Here is a 25,057-nt window from a genome sequence, read left to right on the forward strand (position 1 = left end):
CATTCATATTAAAATAATTGAATGTTTAGATTTTTGGCTATCCCCTTTCTGATGTTCGCCCCGATTTCGGCCTTGGCCGAGGTCCAGATGATGATGGCCGAAAGGCCGGGGTGTCAGTGGTGTTTGGCATGGGACCAAGAGATTGGTCCGATCTATCCCGTCACAAACGAAGGCAAAGCGGCCCCGCTGCGCAAGGTGGATGTGACCGATGGTATGCCAGAAGATATTACATTGGCGCGGCCCGTTGTGTTTACCCCGACATTTGTTCTGTTGGTCGATGGGGCAGAGGTGAACCGCCTAGAGGGATACCCAGGGGATGATTTTTTCTGGGGGCTGATCGCAAATATGCTACGCGATGGTGGGGTGCAGATCGCACATGACTGATCTGGCCGATATCGCATTTAAGCCAAAGGTCGTAACGACCTGTGGCATATTGCGGTATGGTAATGAGATGGTTGTTGCACTAAACCTACAGAAAGCCTCAGTTTTAGGGGGCAATGTTTTTTGATGCAGCCGCCTTTTAATATGAATATCCCCGTCCTTGATCCAGATATGTCCGACGCCGAAATTACGGCGATTATGGAAAACGCGACCAAAGCCACCAATTACCTAAAGGCTATCGGTCACGAAGGCCGATTGATGATCCTATGTCATCTGGTGTCGGGTGAAAAATCGGTTACCGAACTAGAAGATCTGCTCGCCTCTCGGCAGGCGGCGGTATCCCAACAGCTAAGCCGCCTACGCCTAGAGGGATTGGTCCAACCCCGCCGCGACGGAAAAACGATCTATTACAGCTTGACGGATGATCGCGCGAAACAGATCATATCGCTGTTGTTTGATTTGTTCTGTAAATAGCCCCTTCGTTTCCGGGGCATCGACACAAGCATGGGGAGGATGCGAATGGTCGAACTGCTGGGCGAAGGTAACTTTGCGGCGCTGATAGGTGGTGTTGGCGGGATCCTTTTGGGGCTTGCTGCGCGTCTGGGCCGGTTTTGCACGTTAGGCGCTATCGAAGATCACGTTTATTCCAGCAATGACACGCGTTTGCGCATGTGGGGTATGGCAATTGGCCTATCTGTTTGCGCGACCTTTGTTTTGTCGGCGTTGGGTTTGGTGGCTGAAACCCAAACCTTTTATTTACAGATAGAAGCGCAACCAATCGTATCGATTATCGGCGGTTTGATTTTTGGCTATGGCATGGCGATCGCAGGGAACTGCGGATACGGCGCATTGGCCCGATTGGGCGGGGGCGACCTGCGAAATTTTGTGATCGTGGCCGTGATCGGCGTTGCGACATATGCAACATTTTCGGGACCGATTGCCTGGGCCCGTCTGGCGATCTTTCCCGACCGAACCGAGGCTGCTGCTCCCGCTGGGATTGCTCATGTTTTGTCTGGCGCGACAGGTATTCCCACGTCTGCAATCGGCATCGTCATTGGTTTAGCGGTCGTTGCTATAACGCTGTCATCAAACGATTTTCGCCGCGATTCAAAGGCCCTGTTTTGGAGCGCGGTCGTCGCATTGGCCATCGTCACAGCATGGGTCGGCATGACCTTTGTGAACCGCGTTGGATTTGATGATCTGACCATTGTGTCTCACACATTCGCCGCACCAATCGGTGAGACGATCCTTTATGCAATGACGGCAACGGGGCAAACGCTTAGCTTTGGGATCGGGTCAATCGCGGGTGTTTGGGTCGGTGCATTTGTAGGTAGCCTGATAAAAGGTCATTTCCGTTGGGAAGCTTGCGAAGACCCGCGTGAATTGCGCCGCCAGATCATCGGCGCTGGGCTGATGGGCGTCGGTGCAGCGCTATCACTGGGCTGCAGTTTTGGCCAAGGCCTATCCGCGATGTCTGTGCTGGCATTGTCCGCGCCCCTGACGCTGGCAGGCATCTATTTGGGTGCGCGGCTGGGGCTGAAACAGCTGGTCGAAGGGCGGCTGGCTTGGGGGCTATAAGCCCCCGTCGGCATTCCGCGCACGAGCCGGCAGATCATAGACCAACAGTTCAAACAATTTGTGTTTGTCCAAAGGTTTAGCAAGCAGCGGGATATCGATCTCTCGGCATTCGCGCTGTAGCTCTGTGGAACGGTTGGCTGACAATATTGCTGCTTTAACTTTGCCATAGCGTTTGGTGAAAGTGCGATAGAATTCAACACCGCTCATTCCGCTACCTAATTGATAATCCAGCAATAACCCGTCTGGGATCAGTTGGATTTCTTCCAGCAGATCGAGTGCTTCCTCAGCGCTATGCGCGATCAGAACCTCGGCTCCGTGTTCTTCGACCATCAATGTGATCGCGGCTGATAGCGGGATATCGTTTTCGACCAGCAACAAAACCTGTCCAGTCAGTTCCTTGCCCCATGTTCGCGGTGTTTCTAACGGTGTTTCTGGGTGTTTGGACACATCGCACAGCGGCACGTTCAATGAAAAACAGCTACCCACATCGGGTTGTGACCAAATGCCCAAAGGATGCCCCAATCCCGCAGCGGCTCGTTCCACGATAGCAAGCCCAAGGCCTAAGCCCGTATTATCGGCAGGTCCGTCGCGACGTTCGAATTCCTGAAAAATTGCTTTCTGGTCTTCTTCGGCAATGCCGCGGCCCGTATCCCAAACTTCGATCCGCGCCGATTTCCCGTAGCGGCGAACGCCGACCAGAATACGCCCCTGATCAGTGTACTTAATCGCATTTTCCATCAGGTTCTGCACGATGCGCCGCAGATAGGCGGGATCACTCATCACCGTCAGATCGGCGGTCACCATGCGCAGTTCCAACCCTTTGGCAGCGGCAGTGGGTGTCAATTCATCGCGCAGTGGTTCCAGAATTGCCGACAGGCGCACCGGCTGCACCTTGAACGTGGCTTTGCCGGCGTCCAGGCGCGAAATGTCCAGCAAAGCCTCGATGATCTTTTCGACGCTGAATAGGGCGGTTTCAGCTTTGGCCAGTACCCCGCGCGATGCGTCGTCTGACAGGCGGTCGGATAGCGATGACATAAACAGTTTCGCGGCCGAAAGGGGCTGTAACAGATCGTGGCTTGCTGCGGCCACAAAACGCGATTTCGATGCATTGGCACGTTCCGCCTCGGCCAAGGCAACGCCCAATTCAGCGGTGCGATCGCGCACGCCCTGTTCTAGACGTTCGTTAATCTCTGCCATGGCGCGTGCGGCGTCGACCTCGGCTGTGACGTCGGTAAAGCTGATCACGAAACCGCGGTCTGGCATTTCCTGACAAAAGACGCGCAAGGTGCGACCGTCTTTGCGCGTCGCTTCGAATTTCAGCGGACGACGGCGCTGACGTTGTTTCGCCCATTTGATCAGGCGAGAGACGCTTTGGCCGTCAGAATATTTTACCCCATCATCAAAGCTGTCCAGCAATTCGTGAAATTGCAACCGATGCACCGCGCGGCGCGGCGGCAAAGACAGCAACCCCTCGACATTCGTGTTCCAGCCGACCAAAGCTAGCGTGTGATCGAAAATACAGATACCTTGATCCAGATGGTCCAATGTTGCTTGCAAAGTTCGGGCCTGCTGATCGCGCAGTTTATTCCGCTCTTCGCGTTCGTTTTGCATGATTTCGGTGACATCCGTTTGCAAGATAACGGTGCCACCGCGCGCGGTTCGATGTTCTGAGACCTGAATCCAGCGCCCCCAGCGAACGGCGACGTTGAAAACCACGTGGCTTTCGGAATGTAATGCCATGCGTTCGGCAGACCATTGCGCGCGGGTTTGATCGGCGGGCAGGGCCAACGCTTTGCTATGTGCAACCATATCGACATAATCGCCAAAGCTTAGGCCTTCGGTCAGGTTGGACATAACGTCATGCATGTCGCGGCAAAACCGGCTATTGAACAGCACGAGTTTTTCATCGGGATCGAACAGCGCAAAACCGTCATTCACAGTTTCAATCGCTTCGGCCAGATTTGTTCTTGCCGCTTCGGTTTCTGCATTCGCGGTTTCCAGCCGCGCATTGGATTCCTGAAGCAGGTCGAGCGTACGTTCTAATTCAATCGTCCGTTCGCGCACCTGCGTTTCTAGTAGCGCGGCGCGTTCGAATTGCTGATACGCTAGGCCCGTGTGTTCGCTTTTCTGTTCAACCCGCTTCATCAACGCTTGGGCGATGTTCAGCAGTTTTTCGTTTTGCCGTTCCAGACTGTCTTCGGGGTTAACAAGCGACATTATGGGTTCCTAGGGCGCGTTACGATAAAATGCCACGCCGGTCATGGTGTGGTTCACATGTAGGGGGCCGATTTGTTCCCCATAGGTCGATAGGCCTAGAACTTTATTCTCGGCCATAATTTCTGACAGTTGGCGGGTTAATTGGGTCTGTTCTGCCTCTATCCGGCGCAGAATACAGTCGAAACTGATGATGTGATCCGGTTTTGATTTGGACGACAATTCGGCCATTTTTGCGTTCAGGTGATCGACCATATTGTCGGCTGTCGCGACGGTTAGAACCATGCCTTCGTCGATCGCAGAAAAGAAAACCAATTCGCCAGCATCATTGACCTGTTGAATGGCGCGGACATGGTGTTTGCCGCCCAGGCGCACCACCACGGGATGCGATGCAAAGGTGAAACGGTCCAACTGTTCGGGATCTTTGCCGACGATCCGCGCGTATTCACGGGCAGCGGGTTCTGCGTTGATGGATTTCACGATGCGGCGTTCGGGGTCGGCTTCGGTGACGACCATTTTCTGGTCGGTTGGGACCAGATGATCTAGCGTGAATACTTTGATCTCGGCTGAACTGCGCAGAATATTCAGGACGGCCGCGTTTTTCATGACCTTGCCATTATAGGCGATCAGCGTTTCGCTAAAGCGCGTGCCATCACCAGCGGACGCCCCCAGTAATGGCGTATCACGCAAGGCAGGGGAAATTGTGGCGGTTAACACGTCTTCGCGCAGCGACAGGCCATCGATTGTGAGCAAGGCAAACCCATAGGATTTGTCTTCGTGCTTTTCTTGTAGGCTGACGCGTTGTTGCGCGATCCGGTCGCTTAGGGCCTGCGCATCGAAATCAGCCAAATTTTCAACGATCACCGCGCTGCTAGCAAATGTTTCGGCGGGGAAACCGATGGCGATGATTTGGCCTTCTTCGTATCCTTTCTGGCCAATTTCACCTGCGGTCGTGCAAGCGACGATTTGGGTGTCTGGATACCGTTTCATCAACGCATCGACGATCGCCCGAAAATCGGCTTGCGCGGTGATATATACCGACAGCAAAGCCATAGGCGTTTGCCCGATTTGGTCAGCGATTTTTGAAATAGGGTCCTGCACATTACAACACACTTGCGCTGTGCGCAGTACATCGGCGCGCACAATATCCGACCCAACAGCCATAGCTGTTACATCTTCGTTCCTAGCCATAAGTCTCTCTCCCTACCCAACACGATAGGGGGCTTATGTTTCTTTTGGCAAGGGCTTTGAGAACTTTGCTTCTTGCGCAACTAGCACTGCTTGTGTGCGGCTTTGGACGTTCAACTTTCGCATGATCGAAGTGACGTGCGCTTTAACTGTTGCCTCTGCAATGGACAGATCATAGGCGATTTGTTTGTTCAATTTGCCTTCGCAAATCAGCTCAAGAATCCGTGCCTGTTGGTTCGTAAGCGACGACAAACGGGCAATCGCGAGCGTCTCTTCGTCGTCCTCTTGGCCTTCGACGAAACCTTGAGGTGTGTAAATGTTACCTGCGCCGATCTGTTCGATAGCGTCGCGGAACACGTTGCGTGCGGAATGTTTGGGAACGAAGCCTGAGGAGCCAGCCGCGATTGCGCCTTTGATGATGTTATTATCGGTCATAGATGACACGATGATGATCGGCGTTTTGGACGCGGATCGTTTCAGGCGGATCAATCCATCCAATCCGTTTACGTCCGGCAAATTCAGATCCAGCAGGATCAGGGCAGGGGCGCTGTTGGATGCGTCCAGTTTTGCCAAAGCCGCCTCTAGGCAATCGGCTGTCTGCACTTCGCTAAAGTTTTGAAGGGATTTCAGGGTCAGTTCCAACGCGTCGCAAAACAGCGGGTGATCATCAACCACCAAAGCCCAGCCACTGGACTGTGGCATTACAGTTGGCGCTGTATCTGTCATTTTTTCAGTTTCCATAACCATACGGTAGCACCCCCTGTTGTCTCCTCCTACTTAGCCTAAAGACTATAATAGAAAATGCGCCCCCGACTATGGTCGGAGGCGCATCTATTTTTAGGTCAGCGTTTTAATTACTGAACTGATGCCAGCTGCTGTGGCAGACGGAATGTCCAAACCATGCCGCCTTGGTTCAGGTAGTTAACTTCTTTGGCAACTTCGCCGCCCCACAGAGGAACCGCGCCGCCCCAACCGGAAACAACCGAAACGTACTGTTCGCCGTTCTGCTCCCAAGTGACAGGCTGACCAACGATGCCCGAACCTGTCTGGAACGACCACAGTTCTTCGCCGGTTTCCGCGTCAAACGCTAGGAATTCGCCTTCTGGGTTGCCGGTGAATACCAGACCGCCAGCAGTTGCCATCACGCCACCCCACAGAGGTGCACCGTTCTGGTATTCCCAAACGATCTCGCCCGTGTCTGGGTCAATCGCTTTCAACGAACCGATGTGGTCTTCGTAGTTTGGTTTGATGGTGAAACCAGCGCCAAGGTATGCAGCGCCCTGTTTGTAGGTGATTGGCTCGTTCCAGATGTCCATGCCCCATTCGTTCGATGGAACGTAGAACAGACCGGTTTCTGGCGAGTGCGCCATTGGCATCCAGTTTTTGCCGCCCAAGAACGATGGCGATGCGAATACAACTTCGCCTTGGCCGCCGTCTGCTGCGTCTGCTGGGTTACCTGGACGGTTGTCTTCGTTATAGATCGGACGACCGTTTTCATCGATGCCGCTAGCCCAAGAGATGTCTTTGACGAATGGGGTCGCGGATACGAATGCACCGTCTTCGCGGTTCAGAACGTAGAAGAAACCGTTACGGTCAGCGGTTGCGAAACGGTCGTTACCTTCGCGGTCGGTGTATGCGACCACTTCGTTCACGCCGTCATAGTCCCAACCTTCGCGCGGGGTCGTCTGGAAGTGCCATTTGATTTCGCCGGTCGCAGGGTCGATGCCCAGACGCGATGCTGCGTACAGGTTGTCGCCTGCATTGCCTTCAACTGGGGTGCCAGCGTTGCGCAGGTGGCTGTTCCAAGGTGCAGGGTTACCTGTGCCGAATACCAGTGTGTCGGTGTCCGCGTCGTAGGAACCGCCCAACCATGTTGCACCGCCGCCTGTTTTCCACATGTCGCCTGGCCAGGTTGCGTTCAGCGTACCGGTCATGGTCGATTCTTCGCCGTTCAGCGTGCCCATGTGGCCTTCGATCACGGGGCGATCCCAGATCAATTCGCCGGTTTCAGCGTCGCGTGCCTGAACCGCACCTACGATACCGAATTCACCGCCAGAGTTGCCGGTGATGACCATGCCGTCAACGATCAAAGGCGCAGCGGTCATCGAATAACCAGCCTTATAGTCGGCGACTTTTTTGTTCCAAACGACGTCACCGGTTTTCAGGTCCAGCGCAACGATACGTGCGTCCAGCGTGCCGAAATAGATGTTGTTGCCATAGATCGCGCCACCACGGTTGATCACGTCACAGCAAGGCAGGATGCCTTCTGGTAGGCGTGCGTCGTACTGCCAGATTTCTTGGCCGGTCATGACGTCGATCGCGAACATACGCGAATACGAACCGGTGATGTACATGATGCCGTCGTGGATCAGCGGCTGGGTTTCTTGACCGCGCTGTTTTTCGCCGCCCAGCGAAAACGCCCAAGCAGGCACCAGATTTTCGACGTTGTCGGTGTTCAAGGTGTCCAGTGGCGAAAAACGCTGAAGGTGACGGCCCATGCCGTTTGTCAAAATGTCACCAACAGAGTCGGTGTCATTCAGCAGCATTTCTTCGGTTACTTCGGCGTTTGCTGCGCCCCCAATCAGTAGTGTTGCAGTGACTGCGGCTACGAACCTGTTCATTTCGGCTCCTCCCTATGGCCAGTTGAAATGGATCAGGGCGAGTCAGTCCCCGATCGGTCTGGGCCAAGTATTCAGCGAAATTGAGTTCACGAGATATTGAACGATAGTCGTACGACCTTTTCGGGCTTGACCGATTAGGAGGCTAGGCTTTGGTCGTATTTCGGCCCGTTCCGAAATCGGGTCTGATCTGACCAAGCGAGGGAGGATCACATGACATTCATAAAACCACTGGGCGCGGCGATGGTCGCGCTGTGCACAGCAACAACGGTTTGGGCTGAAACGCCGAATTTGCGCGCTGCGGTGTTGGAATTTGGGACAGTAAATTGGGAATTGGACACCATCCAACATCATGAACTGGACACAGCTAATGGGTTTGAATTGCAGGTTATGGGCGTTGGCGGCGGGTCCGCTGCGCAAGTCGCGTTTCAGGGCGGCGAAGCAGATGTGATCGTTTCCGATTGGCTGTGGGTCGCGCGGCAACGTGCGGCGGGACATGACTATGTGTTTATCCCTTATTCCTTGGCCGTTGGCGGCGTTATGGTTGCGGCGGATAGTGACGCCCAAACGCTGGCCGATCTGCGTGGGAAATCCATCGGCATCGCCGGTGGTCCATTGGATAAAAGTTGGCTGATCTTACGTGCCTATGCCGAAAAAAATTATGACATGGATTTGGTTGCTGAAACCGAACAGGTGTTTGGTGCGCCCCCATTGATTTTCGGATCGGCAACGTCGGGCGAATTGGATGCGGCCATTAATTTCTGGCATTTCATGGCAAAAATGCAGGCTGCTGGAATGCGTGAACTGATTTCTGTGTCTGATGCCGCAACCGATTTGGGGTTGGATCCAGAAACGCCGTTGCTGGGGTATGTCGTGCGTGGTGAGCTTTTGGCAGAACATCCCGATTTGGTTCAGGGATTGGCCGATGCGTCGCGCGGCGCCAAGGATATTTTGGCAACCGACGATGCAGAATGGGACCGTCTGCGTCCGCGGATGAACGCCAAAACCGATGCGCAATTCGAAGCGCTGGTCGCTGGATTTCGCGCGGGTATTCCATCTGCTGATCCCGTTGACGAAGACGCCGCCGCGCGCATGTTGGATCTGATGATCGAATTGGGCGGAGAGGAATTGGTCGGGTCCGTCACCTCTATGCCCGAGGGCGTGTTTTACAACGGCAATTGACCATGCAGCCCCAGATCGCACCCATACCTAAACCTCATGTTGACCGTTCGGCAGTGCTGTCGTTGCAATTGACTGGGTTCGGCTATGGCACCGCGCAGATTTTAGGGGCGATTGAATTAAAAATCCAGCGCGGCGAAACGGTCGCGCTGGTTGGGCCATCGGGCGGTGGTAAATCATCAATTTTGCGTATTTGTGCGGGGCTTGAACAACCCAGCGGCGCGAAATGCCGATTGCGCGGACGCGTCAGTATAGTGTTCCAAGAACCCACATTATTACCTTGGCGATCATTGGTGGAAAATCTGACGCTTACAACCGGCATTACACGAGGTGCCGCGCGCGATGCACTGGCCGCTGTCGGATTGGCAGGGCGCGAAAATGATTTTCCGGGTCAAATGTCATTGGGCCAGCAGCGGCGATTAGCCTTGGCCCGCGCGTTGGCCGTGCGGCCTGATCTGCTGTTGCTGGACGAACCTTTCGTTTCGCTGGACCCGCAAACGACCAGCGATATGATGGACCTTTACGACAAGCTACGCGATGATTACGATTTGACGACCATCATCGTCACCCACGCCGCGTCCGAAGCCGAAAGGCTCGCAACCCGCATTGTGACTTTGGGCGGGTCGCCAGCCGTCATAACGAGCGATCAGAACACAGGCGCATAACGCCAGTTATCGGCGTCTGGTGTGACTTCCTCTAGGTCATAATCCGCACCTTGCAGACGTTTAGCGATGGGCAACCCTGCTTCGGCGGCTTCATCTACCAGTGCGCGACCGGCGGCTTCGTCTTGTGCGACACCGTATCCGCGCATAAGGCTGATACCGTAGTTGAATTTACCAACGGGATCGCCCAGTTCCGCCGCCATACGATCCCATTCAGCCGCCGCATCAGGATCGTATTCACCGCCCAAACCATTGTTTTCCAGTTGGCTCATCCACGTCATTGCGCCTGTGTACCCATCACGCGTGCAGTTTAGGAACAACCTCCGCGCTTCTTCGTGGCGGCCCGATTTCGTCAACAGATAGCCGGTGGAACAAATGACCATCCCTGTTTCACCGCGTTCGGCCCGATCCAAAACGGATTCCCATGTCATTTCATCTGGGTTCAACGTGCCCAAATCGTCGTCTTCGGCTGCGGCGATGCTGGCGGTTGCGACCACTAGTGACGCGAATACTCTTTTCATGGCTTTCCCCATTATGATTTGGACGAGCGGGCAGAGTTGTAACCCCACAGCGCGAGCGCGGTAAAAATTGCGGTCGAAAAAACGGTCCATCCCAGTGCTGGAAAATTCCACTTCAAATAGGCGGCGAAACGGATCAGCTCGACGCCGTGGGTGAATGGATTGGCGGCACAGATGTTATGCAAAAGGACCGAGCTTTCGGCCATTTTCCACAACGGGTACAAGGCAGACGACAGAAAAAACATTGGGAAGATGACAAAGTTCATCACTCCAGAAAAGTTTTCCAATTGTTTGATAAAGCTGGATAAAAACAAACCCAATGCGCCCAGCATTAATCCTGTGATCATCAGGGCAGGCGCTATGGCTACGTAGCCGAATGCGGGTAATTTGATACCGAACCCTGCGGCAACTGCTAGAAACGCGTAGACCTGCAACACCGAAATCATGGTCGCGCCGATCAGTTTCGATAACAGCAGCCACCAACGCGGCAAAGGGCAAGTCAAAAGCAATTTCATCGACCCTAATTCGCGATCAATGATCAGGCTGAGGGATGATTGCATTCCGTTAAACAGCAGGATCATGCCGCATAGCCCCGGCACGATGTAAGTTTGATAGGTGATATAGGTTTGGTACGGCGGGATTATCGACAGCCCCAGTGCGGCCCTAAACCCTGCGGCGAAGACCAACAGCCAAATTAGCGGGCGGACCAATGCAGCGACAAACCGTTCGCGTTGATGAATGAACCGCAACGCTTCGCGCCAGACGATGGCCTGTAGGGCAGTCCAGTAAATCATGGCGACACCATTGATAGAAACGCATCGTTCAGGTTGCGCGGACCTCGGATGACACCTGCGGTCCCATCGGCCAAAACGCGCGATTGATGCAGGACGACCAACCGATCCGCATCCCAAATTTCATCGGGCAAATGCGTGGCCCATAAGACGGTTGTGCCATCAATCGTCAGATCGTGGACGTGATCGGTGATTGCCTTGCGGCTTTGCGCGTCCAAACCAACTGTGGGTTCATCCAGCAGCAAAACTTTGGGATCGTGCAACAGCGCTCGTGCGATTTCAGTACGGCGGCGGTGTCCACCATTCAGGGAACGTGTTTTGTCATCAGCGCGATCTGTTATGAACAAACGTTCTAATACCGCATCAATGCGTTTCGCGCGTTCCTTGCCGCGAATGCCGTGCAGGGCGGCAAAGTAGGATAGGTTTTGTCGGACGGTCAGATCCAGATCCAGCGTTGGCTGCTGAAACACGATGCCCAGTTGTGCCAATGCTGCCCGTCGATGCGTGGCAATGTCGTGACCCGCAATTGTTACATGGCCCGTATCTGTCGGGCGCAAGCCGGTTAGGATGGAAAACAGGGTCGATTTGCCCGCGCCGTTTGGCCCCAATAACGCGCAAAATCGACCCCGCCCGATATCAAAGCTGACGTCAGACAGTGCAGTGCGCGTGCCATAGGAAAACGTCAGCCCTGATACGGTAATCCCGTTCATTCGATGGTGATCTCCATCCGTTGGGTTTCACCCGTGGTGCCAGGGATTTTGATGTAGTACTGGCCTGGTTTGATCGCGACGAATCCGATCTCCATTTCGCCTGCTTCGTCAAATTCGATGCTATCCAAACCCAGCGGGCGGATTTCCAACCCTTCGACGACGATTTCATCGATCCAGATGGCGCGGAAAAATTCCGGACCTACCAGAGCCAGTTCCTGACTGCCATCGCCGATGATTTCGAATTCGTAATAGGCGCCCGATTTCAGAACCCAAGGGGCTTCGGAAATTGGCATCCCAGCGGTCAAAGTGATCGGGGGCAGGTCGTTTTGATTGCTACCCGATAGCAAACCAGCCGCGCCGAAACCTGTATCATCATCGTCCGCGAACGCGGCGGTGGCTGCGCAAATGGCGAATGCGGTAATTAGGTGTTTCATAGTCTCCCTCTTAGTTCGTTGGTCTGTACGCCGCGCCCCACGGGAAACGGCCGACTTTGATCGTTTTGATGGCTTCGCGGCTGGCGACGTCGATCACGGTGACATCGCCCGACACGCCGTTCGTGGTGAACAGCTGTGATTTGTCGCCATTGAACGCCATGTGCCAAACGCGGCGACCGACAAGGATGTAATCCTCGACCTCAAACGTTTCGGCGTTTACGGCGGCGATATGGTTGGCTGGCCCCAATGCGACAAAGACGGTTTCGTCGCCTTCGGAAAATTCAAATCCCACGGGCTGAACACGGTCGGGGTGGATGCCTGCGATTTCGAACTCCATCTTGCCAATCTCTGTCTGGGTTTCGACGTCGAACACGGTCACCGTGCCGCCAATTTCGGAACTGACCCACATCTGTTTGCCGTCACGGGTGAATTCGGCGTGGCGCGGGCGGCTATCGACCAGAGTGTTTGCGAACAGCTCTTGGGTTTCGGTATCGATCCAATGAGCCATGTTTGTGGTTTCGGATGTGGTGATGGCGATTTTGCCATCGGGCGATACGGCCATGCCTTCGGGTTCGACGCCCACGTCGATTTGGGCGACCACGCGGCGGGTTTCGACGTCAACCACGGTGGTGATCGCATCGTCTTCGTTCGCGATGTATAGATGTACGTCATCAGGGTGCAGCACGAATTGTTCGGGATCTTCGCCCGACGGCAGATCGTGCAGGATTTCGCCCGTGTTCGGGTCCATCACCTGAACCGAGTTGCTGTCAGACGCGCAAATATAAAGGCGGCTGAAATCGTGGCTGAACGTGATCCCGCGGGGGCGTTCGCCGGTTGGGTAGGTTTGGATGACCTCTAATGTGTCAACGTCGATCACCGAAACGGTGTCGTCTTTTTCGTTGGTGACCCAGATTTCATCGGACCACGCAGCCGACGACAGTAGCGACAGGAAAAGTGCGGAACGTAGTATCATTCAAAGGCCTCGCATTGGCTTTCGGGGCGGTCCAGGCCCAGTGAATCAAGTTCGTTGATATGGTGCAGAAACCCATCCAGTGGCGCGGTCGCGACCAAGGCGCGTGGGTGGGCGATGGCGATGGGTTGGCGCAATTGACCGTTCCAAGCGCGGTAAGTTAGGGGGCGGCCCTTGAACCCTGCCAGTTCGAAATCATCCGACAGGATGTAGGCGCGCAAGGTGTCGAAATCGCCCGAATTCGTGCGGGTGACAGCCTCGCCCACTGTGCGGACGGCGGCCCACGCGGCGTAGTCCACAGGGGCCATAGCGCGGTCATGGGCTTCGGTGAAACGGCTTTGTAGTTGGGCCGCGCCCCATTGTTCGATCACAGGTGCCCAAGCGGTGGCTGTTAGCCCTTCGGATCCCGCGACTGGGCGCGGCTCCCATGTGTTATATAGAATATAGCGACCAAAATCGTGCACTTCATCCGCGACAACCATGACGTCATAGTCACCGAAATCTTGGGTAAATAGGGGCACCTCGGCTGATGCGGCGCGGCGCATGTCGGCGTCAAAGGCCCATGTTTTTTCATCGCCCATCCGCATGCCAAATTTCCGAACCGAATTGCGCATCGCCTCGGCATAGGCAGTGTCAGCGGGGTAGGTGCCCGCAATCATCACAATGTCATCCCAACGGCGGCTGACAAAAAGTTGTGCCAAGGCATCTGTTTCCATCGCATTTGATGGAATTGTGTGCAGTAGGTTTGCGCGGCAGTCGGTGCTGCGCAGCGATTGATCTTGGGCCGACGCGTTGAAGAGCATGGCACCTTGGGCTGATGGTAGGTCAGCAATTGCGATCAAAGCATCCATAGGTGCGTCGATCACAAGGTAAGGGGACGCAGCCAATAGATCCGCCGCCGCCGCCAAATAATCGCCGTCGATGTCGACTGCAGTTTGATTAAGGCTGTAGTTGTGGTTGAGAAAACGGCCTGTTGTTTGGTTGTCTTCAATGCCGGTGATGGCACCAGCAGACCCGAGGTTTTCAGGTATTTCGTCCAGTCGAGACAGAGTCGGCGGCGGCGGCGTGATGACGGATAGATATCCGATAGTTACATCGACATCGGCCAAAACCGATGTGCCCCACAGCGCAGCAAAGATAGCGGCGCTAATATGTGTCCTCCCTTTCATCATGCCTCCACGCTAGATGATCGTTTCCCCTGATCCGTATTGGACATTGGTATCAGTTGTTGCGGTACCCCAACCAAAGTCGAATACCGTCCGGAAACCGCGTTGATGTAGGCATTGGAAAACCACATCTGGAGGAGACACCCGATGACCACTCAAATGCGTAGCCGCTTGATTGCAGCCGCCGCGTTTTCCATGCTGGCAGGTTTTGCCAATGCGCATGGTGACGTTGCGCCTCAGGCCGTTGATACCACTGGTTTGCCTGAAACGGGCGACGAATGGCTGATCGAAAACCCGTATCGCGCGGACAAAGTCGGCGAAGAAACATGGCTGCGCGCCATTCAAATCGGTTCGTCCGGTTACAACCAGAACTGCGCACGCTGTCACGGGCTCGAGGTTGTTTCGGGCGGTCTGGCACCGGACCTGCGGTTCCTAGAAGCCGAAGAATACGGCGACGAATGGTACGTTGAACGTTTCCGTTTCGGTTACACGCAGAACGGCATCACCAAAATGCCTGGTTTTGGTGACTTGCTGGGCCAAGACGCGGCTTGGGCGATCCGTACCTACATTGAAACCCGTCCAGATTCTTACGCGATGGAGGAATACGCAGACGAACTGAAAGCGCTGCGCGACCAGATGGCAGGTTATGGCGAAAACGCGGATGGCGCAGACGCCGAAGCGATCAAAGCACGCCTATCGGAAATCGCTGCTGCGGTTCCAACGATGTCGGGCGCGCCGGTTGCTGACAGCATCGCATCGCGCGCTGTGGTTCAAATCGACGGTTCTGCCGAAGGTTACACCAAAGCGGCCGAGACTCTGACCATCGGTCTGTCGGCGGCGCACTAAACATGAAAGGGCGTCTAGGGAAATTCACCCTGGGCGTTCTGGGCCTGCTCTTTGCTGGGCAGGCCTATGCGGCCGACCCTTGTGCCGACTATGTGCCGCAAGAACGCCCCCAGAATGTTGGCCGCGATATCGTGGGCCAAGAACTGGATACGATTATCGAACAGGGCAGCATGTTGTTTGCCGTGTACGAAGATTACCCGCCCTACAGTTGGGAAGAGGGCGGTCAGGCCAAAGGTGTTGATGTAGACATTGCACGTTTGATTGCCGAAGAATTGGGTGTCGAGGCCCATTTCAACTTTGTCCAAGCTGGCGAAAACCTAGAGGCAGACCTGCGAAACAACATCTGGAAAGGCCCCATCGTAGGTGGGCGCGTATCCAATGTCATGATGCGCGTGCCTTATAATTCGTCGTTTAAGTGTCGCGTCGAACAGGTTGTATTTACAGGGCAATATGCCAGTGAATCGATCGCCATCGGTTTTGACAAAGACAGCTATCCAGACGAAAAACCGGTCCCTGCCTATTTCCGTTTCGATACAGTTGCCGTTCAAAACGACACGATTGCGGATTTCTATCTGTCCGCTTTTCCTGGCGGACAATTGGGCGGGAATATCCAACGCTATGTCGATATGCGTCAGGCAATGGGCGCAATGGAGCGTGGGGATGCGATGGCCGTTATGGGGCCTTTGGGTCAGATCGAATATAGCCTGACGGATGCGTCGGGTGTGCATCAACCGCCTTTGCCTGGGTTTGCGGTTGGCGAATGGACGTTGGGAGTTGCCGTGAATTTCCGCTATCGCCCGTTGGCCTATGCCGTTGATGATGCGATTTATGCCGGCCTATCTGACGGACGCATTCACGGTATTTTCGAAAGCTATGGCCTGACGTTCCAGCCGCCAGAGCGCTAATAATCAGATCGTGGACAGATCGCCGTGTTTGTCCACGATCACTATACGGCGGATCGCAGGGTGCTGCGCAGCCGCGTTAATTTCATCCAAATTTGCCAAACACAGCGCTGTCGAAAATGCATCGGCAATGGTTGCTGCGTCAGCTTCGACCGAAATGGTTGACCACTTTGCCGTGCGGGCTGGATGCATGATATGCGTCTGCGCCCCCACAAATAGGGCCGCCGGCGACGACGTTGCGATGGCCGCACCTGAGAGCTGCCGGCGGCCAATCACCCCGTGGCGCGGGTCACTAAGCCCGAGCTGAAACGGCCCGCCAAGCGCACGGTATTCGCCGATATTGACCAGCACGTCTTGTAGCCCAAACTTCTTCAATAGGTCTGTAATCCTGTCTGTAGCGTAGCCTTGGGCGATGCCGTTGAGCGTGATGGATTGCGTGTCACCGATGGAAATTCGGGAAGGGTTGAAACGAACCTGATCCCAGCCCATTGATTGTAGACTAACGGGGCCACCCGACGCCATATCGCGCCACATTGCGCCAATCGTTGGATCGAACAATCCGCCCGTGTCACGATAAGCGCGATCAGCGTGGTCCATGAGGTCAACAAACATTTTATCGGGCGCGTTCAGGGCTTTGCTGCGATTGAGTTCGCGAATAGCGGATGTGCTGTCGAACAGGTTAAATTGCGCCTCTAACTTGCGGATTTCGGCAATGGCGGCGCGCAATGCTGCGTCGGCGGTTTCATCTGGGGCATCCAGCCTGATCGACGTGTCAGCGCCAAAGGCATAGCCCGTCCATTCATGTGCTTGCGCCGTTCGGGGCAGCATAGATGCAGCGGCAATGGTGATGAAACGGCGGCGGGATAGTATCATGGACGGGCCTGTTTTTTCGCCTGAAGGATCAAAGGAACACATTTCGTTGGATCGTCATGGATCGTCACGCAGTCGAGGCATTGAAAACATTCAGAATATTGGATCGATCCATCTTTGCGGATTGCATCATAGTTGCATTTGACGCGGCATAATTGGCAGGGCGATCCGCATTCAGCGCGTCGGGCAATCCACTCGCGTCCTCGGATCAGGCCGCCGATCGCCATAACAGCGCCTAAAGGGCAGACATATCGGCAGAATCCTTTGAACGTGACCATGGATAGGATCAACAATCCGGCAGCATAGACGACGTAGTACCATTCGCGGATGAAAAACGTTGTGACGGCGGTTTTAAAGGGTTCAACTTCGATCGCGGTGTCCAGATGCGCGGGGGCTGACACAGCCATCACGACAAGCAACGCTAGAACGCCGTATTTGATCCATTTCAGGCGGTCGTCCCATTTGCTGCTAGGGTTCCACGTTGGTAACCACAGAATGCGGCCCAGATGATGTGCAAATTCCTGCATCGCACCAAAGGGGCACAGCCAGCCGCAAAACAGCCCACGACCCCACAGCGCAAATCCAAAAATCGCGATTGCCCAGATCAACAGGGAAAACGGATCGTACAGCAAGAAAGCAAAACTGCCGCCCGATGTGGCCGTTCGAATGATAGCCAAAGGTGTTGCAATAGATAACTGTCCTTGGCCCCACCAGCCGATAAATCCCATGACAAAGGCAAGGATGGTTAGCCGTATCGCCGTGAAATATTTGGCCCCGGCCAAGCGGTTCAGGTTCAAACCCAGCCCAGTGACGAGTGCCGCCAAAAACAGGCCAAGCACGACCAAATCAGCGCTGCGATCAAGAATCGCCTGTTCCCATGGGGCGCGTTGTTTCGGTGCGGTGGGTTTGATGTAAAACCGTTCGGGCGACTGCACAGTTGTTTCAAACGTGGTCGAACCGATTTCGGGTTGGAATACGCCGTGTTCGCGTAACGCTTTGATCTGTATTGTCCATTCAGTTGTGGGATCAAACCCCAGTCGTCGATCCGTGCGCAGGATCAACGCGGGTGCATCTTGCAACGCGGCAGGCGCGTCATCCGACAGTCCGACCAAAATATCGGCATCCCGCAAAGCGATCGGAAATCCAGATTGTTCTGCGCTGATCAGGTCCGGCGCGGTGTTGCGAATGAAATCATCGGTGATCAACCCATGGCGACCAGCGTCGATGACAAGGATCGGTTCGTCCATATCAGCAATGGCCATGAACGCCTGCAATTCGTCTAATGCGTTATCATCCAAAACGGCGCGGGCGACGGACGGTGGGCCAATGTCGATGACCCATAAATCCAGATACAAATCGTCTGGGTTTGCGGTCGCAACAGGATCGTCGTTTTGCCATTTCGTGCCTTCAAATGCCTGATTTACCTCGGCGTTTGTGACCTGCAACCGATGCGCGATGCCGTCCAGATCATCCCAAGTCAGCGTTTCATCGATGGATGGATCGGGGTAGGCGGGCGGTCCTGCCGATACGCCCTGCATCTTTTCTCGGGCGACTTTGAGCGTGGCCGCCAATAGGCTTTCGTGTGCGATACGGATGGAGGCCGTGGCTTTGGTCACGCCGTCTAAATAAATCAATGCCGACCCGTCGGAGGCCCCCCCATAGGGCGTTCCCACCACCAAACTGTCCGAAATCGAAAGACCCCGATATTGTTCGAAAAATGCATGAAACGGCGCTTCGCCTAGGCCAGATACAAAAATAGGTTCGTTATGTGAAAGCAGACGCACATCCAAGAAACGCCCGTCCAAATCTAACACAACCAGCATATTGATTGGCGCGCCTGAAAAACCAGGTAGGGGGGCCATGTTTTGGGTTTCGAAAACATATCCCGCGACCGCGCCGCCCGAATTCAATAGCTCCCATACGCCATCTTCGGTCAATTGGTCGCCGATAGACATTGGCGGCGTCACATAAGGTTCCAAGGCTGATTTCGGCAAAGCGTCAGCCTGCAACAGCGTCGCAATGCTGATCAACGCCGCGCATAAAATCCAAATAAGTTTCATTCGTCCGTACATGGTTGAAACACTATGGATCGATCGTGAATGTCCCTATGCGACTTAGGTCTTGGGCGGTGCGAAACGTTTTGGATCGCGCGGACAAATATGCGACCAATTTGCTATGGCACAACCGTCTGACCCCAAATCCGTTCCCATTGTCCTGCTGTCTATTGCGGGGTTCATCGTGTTTTGGGCGCTGTTATCCATCGCAAAGGCTGATCCCATGGTATTGCCGTCACCTTTGGCCGTTGCGCAAATCATTGGGGATGAATGGACCAAAGGGGCGTTGCAAAAACACCTTTGGGCCACGTTGGTGCGTGTAGCGGCAGCCTTTGGTTTGGCAATGGTGCTGGGCACTGTGATTGGGATTGTCATGGGCGCCAGTAAACAGGCAGACCGTTGGTTCGGGGCGTGGTTGGTTGTGTTTTTGAACATCCCTGCCTTGGTGGTGATTGTGCTGTGCTATCTATGGATCGGACTGAATGAAACCGCGGCGATCACGGCAGTTGCGTTGAATAAAACCGCTATGGTTGCTGTCACAATCCGCGAAGGCACACGCGCGTTAGATCGCAGGTTGTGGGAAATGGCACATGTGTTTCAAATGCCCCCAGTGCGGCGGTTTGTTCATGTGACCTTGCCTCAGTTATGGCCCTATATCGCATCGTCTATGCGCAACGGGATCGCAATCATTTGGAAAATCGTGCTGGTCGTTGAATTTCTGGGCCGCAGTAGCGGGGTCGGATTCAAAATCCACCTGTATTTCCAGCTGTTCGAAATTGGTCATGTTCTGGCCTATTCCGTCAGTTTCGTCGCGGTCATGTTATTGATCGAATACACGGTTATTTCGTCCATCGAACGCCGCGCGACGCGGTGGCGCAGCCCATAGAGACTAAGAGACTATGGTCGGATAGAGCGCACCATATCGCTACGATAGTGTCCCCAGCGGGAGATAAACCAAGGGGAGCTATCTATGATCCGTACATTCGTATTGGCTGGCGCATTGGCAACTGTTTCGTCTTTTGCACTCGCCGAAGGTGATGCCGAAATGGGCGAACGCGTATTCCGTAAATGCCAGTCCTGTCACCAAGTCGGTGAAGGCGCTGCAAATCGCACCGGTCCGACGCTGAACAACATCGTAGGAGCCCCGATGGGCGCTCATCCTGATTTCGGGTATTCGGATGCTTTGGCTGATATGGCTGCCGAAGGCGGCGTTTGGGATCTCGAAACACTGACCGCATTTCTGGCAAATCCGCGCAGCGCGATGCCGGGGACTCGTATGTCCTTTGCCGGTTTGCGCAAGGAACAGGAAATCGCGGATGTGATCGCGTATCTGGCGACATTCAGCGAATAAGCTGAACAGGTTCTAAAATGAAAAGGCCCGCCAATTTGGCGGGCCTTTGTGGTTTTATGCTTCTTTCGCTTTCGGCTCTTCTTTGGCGGGGGCGCTTTGCAGCACCAGATAGCCAGTGATTGCCGAAATGATCGAACCGCCCAGAACACCGATGCGGACTTCGTTCATTAGCGTACCTTCGCCAAAGCTAAGGCCACCGATGAACAGCGACATGGTAAAGCCGATGCCAGCCAGACAGCTGACGCCGTAGATATGCCGCCAAGTTACACCATACGGCAGCTGCGCCAGTCCCGATTTAACCAACAGCCATGTCGTTCCGAAAACACCAATCTTTTTGCCCAAGTACAGACCCAGTGCGATACCGATCGGAAGCGGAGCAAACACCTGATCCCAAGTGATACCAGCCAGAACCACACCTGCGTTCGAGAAAGCAAAGATCGGTACGATCAGGAAAAACACATATGGGGATAGACCGTGTTCAATCGAATGTAGTGGGGATTTGCCGTATTTATCTTTGAGCGGGATAAAGAATGCGGTGATCACACCAGCCAGCGTTGCGTGAACGCCAGACTTCAGGACAAAGAACCACAGGATAACGCCTAGCAAAATCGACGGCGCGATGCGGTGCAGACCATAGTAGTTGCGCAGCCACAGACCCGTCAGCGGGATAAGCGATAGCCACAGATAGTCGATTTTCAGATCAGCGGTGTAGAACAGCGCAATGATGACGATGGCACCCATGTCATCCAGAATAGCAAGCGTCAAAAGGAAGATTTTGATGCCTGATGGCGCTTTGGACCCGACCAGAGCCAAAACACCAATCGCAAATGCGATGTCGGTTGCCGCCGGAATGGCCCAGCCGTGGATTGTTTCTGTGTTGCCCCAGTTAAAGGCCACGAAAATCAGTGCTGGAACGACCATGCCGCCAACGGCTGCCATACCTGGCAAAAACACGTCGCGAGGGTTCTTGAGTTTTCCCTCTAGCATCTCGCGTTTCAATTCGAGACCGATCAGGAAAAAGAACACAGCCATCAAACCGTCGTTGATCCACAAGATCAGCGGCTTTTGCAGGCCTTCACCACCGAATTGGACGGTGAAATAGGTGTTCAAGAAACCATGATAAGCATCGGTCAAGCCAGAGTTGGCAATGATCATTGCCAAAACCGCCGAAACCATCAATACGATACCACCAGCGGCATCGTGGCTAAAAAAACGGTCCAAAGCCCGCGCAAGTGACATATCATTCCCCATAAATTTAGTGCATGCTAGCTAGGACTTAGTGGCTTTTTCGCCTGCATCAACGCGATACGGTCCAAAACCCGAGTAAAACGAAAGGAATTTTGTCGCATATGTCGATTTGGTCACGAATTGCGGATGCTTTGGCAGCTTTGCGAAGCGGGGAAAGCCTGTCGACGGTGTTTGACCGGTTACGCACGCCGCCCGAAAAATCGGTCGGTTTTACCATTGCGGTGATCGCGCTGGGCGCAAAAATGGCCAAAGCGGACGGCCAAGTGACGCGCGATGAAGTTGCGGCCTTTCGTGAAATTTTCACCATTGCACCCAAAGACGAAGCGCAGGCAGGGCGTTTGTTCAATCTGGCCCGCCAGGATGTTGCCGGATACGAAGAATACGCCAAACGCGTCGCCGCAATGTTTCGCGATGACATGGACCCGCTGTGCGACCTAATGGAAGGTCTGTTCCACATCGCTATGGCGGACGGCGTTTATCATGATGGCGAGGACGCGTATTTACAAAATGTTGCCGAAATTTTCGGGTTTGATGAGGCAAAGTTCAAAGCGATACGCGCGCGGTTTGTCCCTGATGCCGAACGGGATCCCTATGATGTATTAGGGGTGACACCAGACACGCCGATGGACGACATTCGCAAAGCTTGGCGTAATGCCGTACGTGCAACGCATCCAGATCAGATGATCGCCCGAGGTGTGCCAGAAGAGGCGGTTAAACTGGCTGAGGCGCGATTGATCGCCGTGAACAATGCTTGGGAAACCATCGTCGGGCAGGCGCGGTAAATGCGGATCGCGACCTATAACGTCGAATGGTTCAACAACCTGTTCAACAACCAAGGAACGCTGTTGCGCGACAGTGAATGGTCTGGGCGGTACAATGTGACACGCGGCGATCAGGCGGACGCTTTGGGCGCTGTTTTTGCAGCTATGGATGCCGATGCGATTATGGTGATCGAAGCGCCAGATGATAATCGCCGCAGGTCGGGTGTAACTGCCCTGAAAAACTTTGCCGCCTTTTATGGTTTGCGGACAACCGAAGCGGTGATTGGGTTCTCCAATGACACCCAGCAAGAAATTTCATTGTTGTTCGACCCAACATTGATGACCGTTCAGCACGATCCCATCGGGGACACCTCTGACCCCTATGCGCCCCGTTTCGACGGGCGGTTCATGTACGATCTGGATACGGATGCCGCGCCGGAACCCGTGCACTGGTCGAAACCTCCGTTCGAGGCGCGGCTGGATACGGCATCGCAAGTAACGGTGCGGTTGATCGGTGTTCACGCCAAATCCAAAGCGCCGCATGGGGCCCGCAATGCAGATGAGGCCATGCGCATTTCTATCGAAAATAGGCGCAAGCAGCTGGCGCAATGTGTTTGGTTGCGCCGGCGCGTAGATCATCACGTAGAGCAGGGGGATCATCTGATCGTATTGGGTGATTTCAATGATGGCCCCGGTTTGGATGAGTATGAAAAACTCTTTGGCCGGTCTGGGGTAGAGGTGGTCATGGGCGAAGGGAACAAACAGTGCCTGTATGATCCCCATGCGCGCATGGCCCTGTCGCAACGGGTAGGCGCGGCGCCGACCACAGCCCGATTTAGCGTAGGAAAAGATCAGCCCTATCTAAATGCGCTGTTGGACTACGTTATGGTGTCACCGACGTTGATGGACAAATCGCCCCGTTGGACGATTTGGCACCCCTTCGATAACCCCAGGTGTTATGCAGACGTTCCACTGCGCGAGGCTTTGTTGGCGGCCTCGGATCATTTTCCGGTGACGTTGGATATTGATCTTTAGTCTACGAATTCGATGTTTTTATCGATCGCCGACAAAGAATTTGCCAAGGAATTAAACCGCGATGCGGGCACTTCGCCCCATAAGGCGTGCGCATGTTCCGTCAGGCGCAATTCCAATTCGCGTTTTTTGGGTTTCCAGACCAATTCACCCGGCAATTCGTCGTCTTTGAGCCAAAGCATTGCACCAAGCCGCATGGCTTTACCCAAGATTTCGGCCTCTTTGATTTCTTGTTCTGTCAATAACCCGAACAATGGTTCAAAGCGCGACCCTTCGCGTTTGTTTTTATAGCGGTGAAACAACGACAGACCGACGAAAACGCGTTCGGAATGTTTCAGGCCGCCAAGGTTCGCGCGGGTGACGTTTTCAAAGGCAACTTCGTCGCGGTAATCAGGGTGCGCGCGCCAGCTAACATCGTGTAGCAGCGCGGCCGCTTTGATCAGGCGTTTTTTCTGCCAACTGACATTCGGGAATAGGGGGGTGACGAAATCATACATCACCTTGCCAAATCCGGGCAGACGGGAATCTTTGGCTTCGGCATAGCGACAGGCTTCGATCAGCGGGTCGCGATCGCGCAGTTCCTGTGGCATTTGCTGATACAGCAGGCCTTCGCGTATGCCGTAGGATGATACTGTGATGTCTTTGGGTTTAAAGGTTTTGACGACTTCGCGCAGAACCTGAACCGCGATTGGGACCAATGCCATACGGTCCGATGAAATGCTGCAACGTCCGCGCAGATCATCCAGATTCGCCGCACCGATATAGTCTGCGGTGGTCGAAATGGCGCGGCTGGTCATGCGGTATTCGTGCAGAACGGTCATCGGATAGCCGCGGCGTTCCATATCTACGCGGGCAATAGCGCGCCATGATCCACCCACCAGAAACAGACGTTTACCCGTTTCATTGCCCATCTGGTCATGCAGGCCTTTGACGATGGATTTGATGTGCTCTTTGAGCTGTTTCTTACCCTTGATGTCTCGCAATTTCAGCGGGCCCAGCGGCGATGTCAGGCGATTGCCTACCTTGCCTTCTGCGATCACAGCCAATTCCATCGACGACCCGCCGATGTCGCAGACCAGACCATATGATCCGGGCCAGCCTAGCAACACGCCTTGGGCGGATAGGCGGGCCTCTTCAGCGCCGTCGATGACGTGCAGTTTTACGCCCGTTTCGCGCAGGACTTCTTCTTGGAATTCGGGGCCATCTTCGGCCTCGCGCGCGGCGGCAGTGGCCACTGCGGTCAGTGGTAGGGCGCCCATGCTTTCGGCAAGCGCCGCAAAGCGTTTGATAGCAGACAGGGCGCGTTCGCGGCCTTTGGGGTTCAGGCGGCCCGTTTCAGATAGGCCAGCGCCCAAACCTGCCATTACCTTTTCGTTAAAGAAATAAGCTGGGCTGCGTGCGGCGCCATCAAATACGACCATACGGACAGAGTTGGACCCAACGTCCAAAACTGCGACCCGCGCCAATGCCTTGGCCAGATCTTTGTCGAACAGCGGACGGCCAAAGGGCCCCCAATCGGTCACGTCATCTGTGGTCGTATCGGTCATTTGATCTCCGGTCTTGTCAGAGGTTTGACCCGACCGG

The 25,057-nt window shown here is 54.6% G+C and carries 25 protein-coding genes; 11 read left to right on the plus strand and 14 right to left on the minus strand.

Translation table 11 applies throughout. The features are described from left to right. The first annotated feature begins 21 nt into the window (after positions 1 to 21). The 3 genes from BVC71_RS03015 to BVC71_RS03025 all read left to right on the plus strand — a co-directional run bounded on the left by BVC71_RS03015 (position 22) and on the right by BVC71_RS03025 (position 1,959). Positions 22 to 384, plus strand: a complete 363-nt coding sequence (locus BVC71_RS03015) for a hypothetical protein (protein WP_086450137.1) — start codon at positions 22 to 24, stop codon at positions 382 to 384. A 141-nt stretch (positions 385 to 525) separates the two neighbouring features. After that, positions 526 to 855, plus strand: coding sequence for an ArsR/SmtB family transcription factor (locus tag BVC71_RS03020; RefSeq protein WP_086450657.1), 330 nt, complete (start codon positions 526 to 528; stop codon positions 853 to 855). Between the two features lie 45 nt (positions 856 to 900). Beyond that, positions 901 to 1,959 (plus strand): YeeE/YedE family protein, encoded by a 1,059-nt coding sequence (locus BVC71_RS03025; RefSeq protein ID WP_086450138.1) that lies wholly within the window; start codon positions 901 to 903, stop codon positions 1,957 to 1,959. Here BVC71_RS03025 and BVC71_RS03030 read toward each other — a convergent pair. The 4 genes from BVC71_RS03030 to BVC71_RS03045 form a co-directional block, all read right to left on the minus strand. Continuing rightward, positions 1,954 to 4,176 carry a hybrid sensor histidine kinase/response regulator gene (locus BVC71_RS03030; protein ID WP_086450139.1) on the minus strand — a complete coding sequence of 741 codons (2,223 nt, stop codon included), beginning with the start codon at positions 4,174 to 4,176 and terminating at the stop codon, positions 1,954 to 1,956. The genes BVC71_RS03025 and BVC71_RS03030 overlap by 6 nt on opposite strands. 9 nt (positions 4,177 to 4,185) lie before the next feature. Continuing rightward, entirely contained in the window at positions 4,186 to 5,364 is a 1,179-nt protein-coding gene (locus tag BVC71_RS03035) for an FIST signal transduction protein (protein ID WP_240516763.1), read from the minus strand. A 33-nt stretch (positions 5,365 to 5,397) separates the two neighbouring features. Next, entirely contained in the window at positions 5,398 to 6,087 is a 690-nt protein-coding gene (locus BVC71_RS03040; protein WP_086450659.1) for a response regulator transcription factor, read from the minus strand. A gap of 128 nt (positions 6,088 to 6,215) precedes the next feature. Then, a complete protein-coding gene (locus tag BVC71_RS03045) occupies positions 6,216 to 7,982 on the minus strand; it encodes a PQQ-dependent methanol/ethanol family dehydrogenase (RefSeq protein WP_086450140.1) in 1,767 nt (588 codons plus the stop codon). A gap of 210 nt (positions 7,983 to 8,192) precedes the next feature. On the opposite strand from BVC71_RS03045, the gene BVC71_RS03050 reads away from it, so the two are divergent. Further along, positions 8,193 to 9,161: an ABC transporter substrate-binding protein gene (locus BVC71_RS03050; RefSeq protein ID WP_086450141.1), complete on the plus strand. Its 969-nt coding sequence runs from the start codon at positions 8,193 to 8,195 to the stop codon at positions 9,159 to 9,161. 2 nt (positions 9,162 to 9,163) lie between these two features. Beyond that, positions 9,164 to 9,823, plus strand: a complete 660-nt coding sequence (locus BVC71_RS03055; RefSeq protein ID WP_086450142.1) for an ATP-binding cassette domain-containing protein — start codon at positions 9,164 to 9,166, stop codon at positions 9,821 to 9,823. Here the strand turns inward: BVC71_RS03055 and BVC71_RS03060 are convergent. The 6 genes from BVC71_RS03060 to BVC71_RS03085 are packed head-to-tail and all read right to left on the minus strand — an operon-like array spanning position 9,805 to position 14,412. After that, positions 9,805 to 10,341, minus strand: a complete 537-nt coding sequence (locus BVC71_RS03060; protein ID WP_086450660.1) for a tetratricopeptide repeat protein — start codon at positions 10,339 to 10,341, stop codon at positions 9,805 to 9,807. The two genes, BVC71_RS03055 and BVC71_RS03060, sit on opposite strands and share 19 nt — an antisense overlap. 11 nt (positions 10,342 to 10,352) lie before the next feature. Next, complete coding sequence (locus BVC71_RS03065) at positions 10,353 to 11,132, minus strand: ABC transporter permease (RefSeq protein WP_086450143.1); 780 nt, start codon at positions 11,130 to 11,132, stop codon at positions 10,353 to 10,355. Next, entirely contained in the window at positions 11,129 to 11,839 is a 711-nt protein-coding gene (locus BVC71_RS03070; RefSeq protein ID WP_086450144.1) for an ABC transporter ATP-binding protein, read from the minus strand. The genes BVC71_RS03065 and BVC71_RS03070 overlap by 4 nt, the downstream gene beginning before the upstream one ends. After that, positions 11,836 to 12,273 (minus strand): hypothetical protein, encoded by a 438-nt coding sequence (locus tag BVC71_RS03075; protein WP_086450145.1) that lies wholly within the window; start codon positions 12,271 to 12,273, stop codon positions 11,836 to 11,838. The genes BVC71_RS03070 and BVC71_RS03075 overlap by 4 nt, the downstream gene beginning before the upstream one ends. A gap of 10 nt (positions 12,274 to 12,283) precedes the next feature. Further along, a complete protein-coding gene (locus BVC71_RS03080; protein ID WP_086450146.1) occupies positions 12,284 to 13,246 on the minus strand; it encodes a YVTN family beta-propeller repeat protein in 963 nt (320 codons plus the stop codon). Beyond that, positions 13,243 to 14,412 (minus strand): ABC transporter substrate-binding protein, encoded by a 1,170-nt coding sequence (locus BVC71_RS03085; RefSeq protein ID WP_086450661.1) that lies wholly within the window; start codon positions 14,410 to 14,412, stop codon positions 13,243 to 13,245. Before BVC71_RS03085 ends, BVC71_RS03080 begins: the two co-directional genes overlap by 4 nt. A gap of 144 nt (positions 14,413 to 14,556) precedes the next feature. Here BVC71_RS03085 and pedF point away from each other — a divergent pair, with 144 nt between their 5' ends. Beyond that, positions 14,557 to 15,255, plus strand: coding sequence for a cytochrome c-550 PedF (pedF, locus tag BVC71_RS03090; RefSeq protein ID WP_086450147.1), 699 nt, complete (start codon positions 14,557 to 14,559; stop codon positions 15,253 to 15,255). Between the two features lie 2 nt (positions 15,256 to 15,257). Beyond that, entirely contained in the window at positions 15,258 to 16,160 is a 903-nt protein-coding gene (locus BVC71_RS03095) for a transporter substrate-binding domain-containing protein (RefSeq protein WP_086450148.1), read from the plus strand. A 3-nt stretch (positions 16,161 to 16,163) separates the two neighbouring features. Here BVC71_RS03095 and BVC71_RS03100 read toward each other — a convergent pair whose 3' ends face one another. Together BVC71_RS03100 and BVC71_RS03105 are read right to left on the minus strand one after the other, a co-directional pair. After that, a complete protein-coding gene (locus BVC71_RS03100) occupies positions 16,164 to 17,030 on the minus strand; it encodes an FAD:protein FMN transferase (RefSeq protein ID WP_165767713.1) in 867 nt (288 codons plus the stop codon). Then, positions 17,027 to 19,087 (minus strand): 4Fe-4S binding protein, encoded by a 2,061-nt coding sequence (locus tag BVC71_RS03105; RefSeq protein WP_086450150.1) that lies wholly within the window; start codon positions 19,085 to 19,087, stop codon positions 17,027 to 17,029. Before BVC71_RS03105 ends, BVC71_RS03100 begins: the two co-directional genes overlap by 4 nt. Before the next feature lie 115 nt (positions 19,088 to 19,202). Here BVC71_RS03105 and BVC71_RS03110 point away from each other — a divergent pair, with 115 nt between their 5' ends. Next, positions 19,203 to 19,967: an ABC transporter permease gene (locus BVC71_RS03110; protein ID WP_086450151.1), complete on the plus strand. Its 765-nt coding sequence runs from the start codon at positions 19,203 to 19,205 to the stop codon at positions 19,965 to 19,967. Positions 19,968 to 20,051: 84 nt separating this feature from the next. After that, positions 20,052 to 20,432, plus strand: a complete 381-nt coding sequence (locus BVC71_RS03115) for a c-type cytochrome (protein ID WP_086450152.1) — start codon at positions 20,052 to 20,054, stop codon at positions 20,430 to 20,432. A 54-nt stretch (positions 20,433 to 20,486) separates the two neighbouring features. Here BVC71_RS03115 and nhaA read toward each other — a convergent pair whose 3' ends face one another. Beyond that, entirely contained in the window at positions 20,487 to 21,671 is a 1,185-nt protein-coding gene (gene nhaA / locus BVC71_RS03120) for a Na+/H+ antiporter NhaA (protein WP_086450153.1), read from the minus strand. Between the two features lie 110 nt (positions 21,672 to 21,781). Here nhaA and BVC71_RS03125 point away from each other — a divergent pair, with 110 nt between their 5' ends. Both BVC71_RS03125 and BVC71_RS03130 read left to right on the plus strand, forming a co-directional pair. Next, on the plus strand, positions 21,782 to 22,462 hold the full coding sequence (locus tag BVC71_RS03125) for a molecular chaperone DjiA (RefSeq protein WP_086450154.1): 681 nt from the start codon (positions 21,782 to 21,784) through the stop codon (positions 22,460 to 22,462). Then, a complete protein-coding gene (locus tag BVC71_RS03130; protein ID WP_086450155.1) occupies positions 22,463 to 23,476 on the plus strand; it encodes an endonuclease/exonuclease/phosphatase family protein in 1,014 nt (337 codons plus the stop codon). Here the strand turns inward: BVC71_RS03130 and BVC71_RS03135 are convergent. After that, entirely contained in the window at positions 23,473 to 25,020 is a 1,548-nt protein-coding gene (locus BVC71_RS03135) for a Ppx/GppA family phosphatase (protein WP_086450156.1), read from the minus strand. The genes BVC71_RS03130 and BVC71_RS03135 overlap by 4 nt on opposite strands. Between the last annotated feature and the right edge of the window lie 37 nt (positions 25,021 to 25,057).

It is taken from the genome of Marivivens niveibacter (assembly GCF_002150005.2).
In the GTDB taxonomy this organism is placed as follows: domain Bacteria; phylum Pseudomonadota; class Alphaproteobacteria; order Rhodobacterales; family Rhodobacteraceae; genus Marivivens; species Marivivens niveibacter.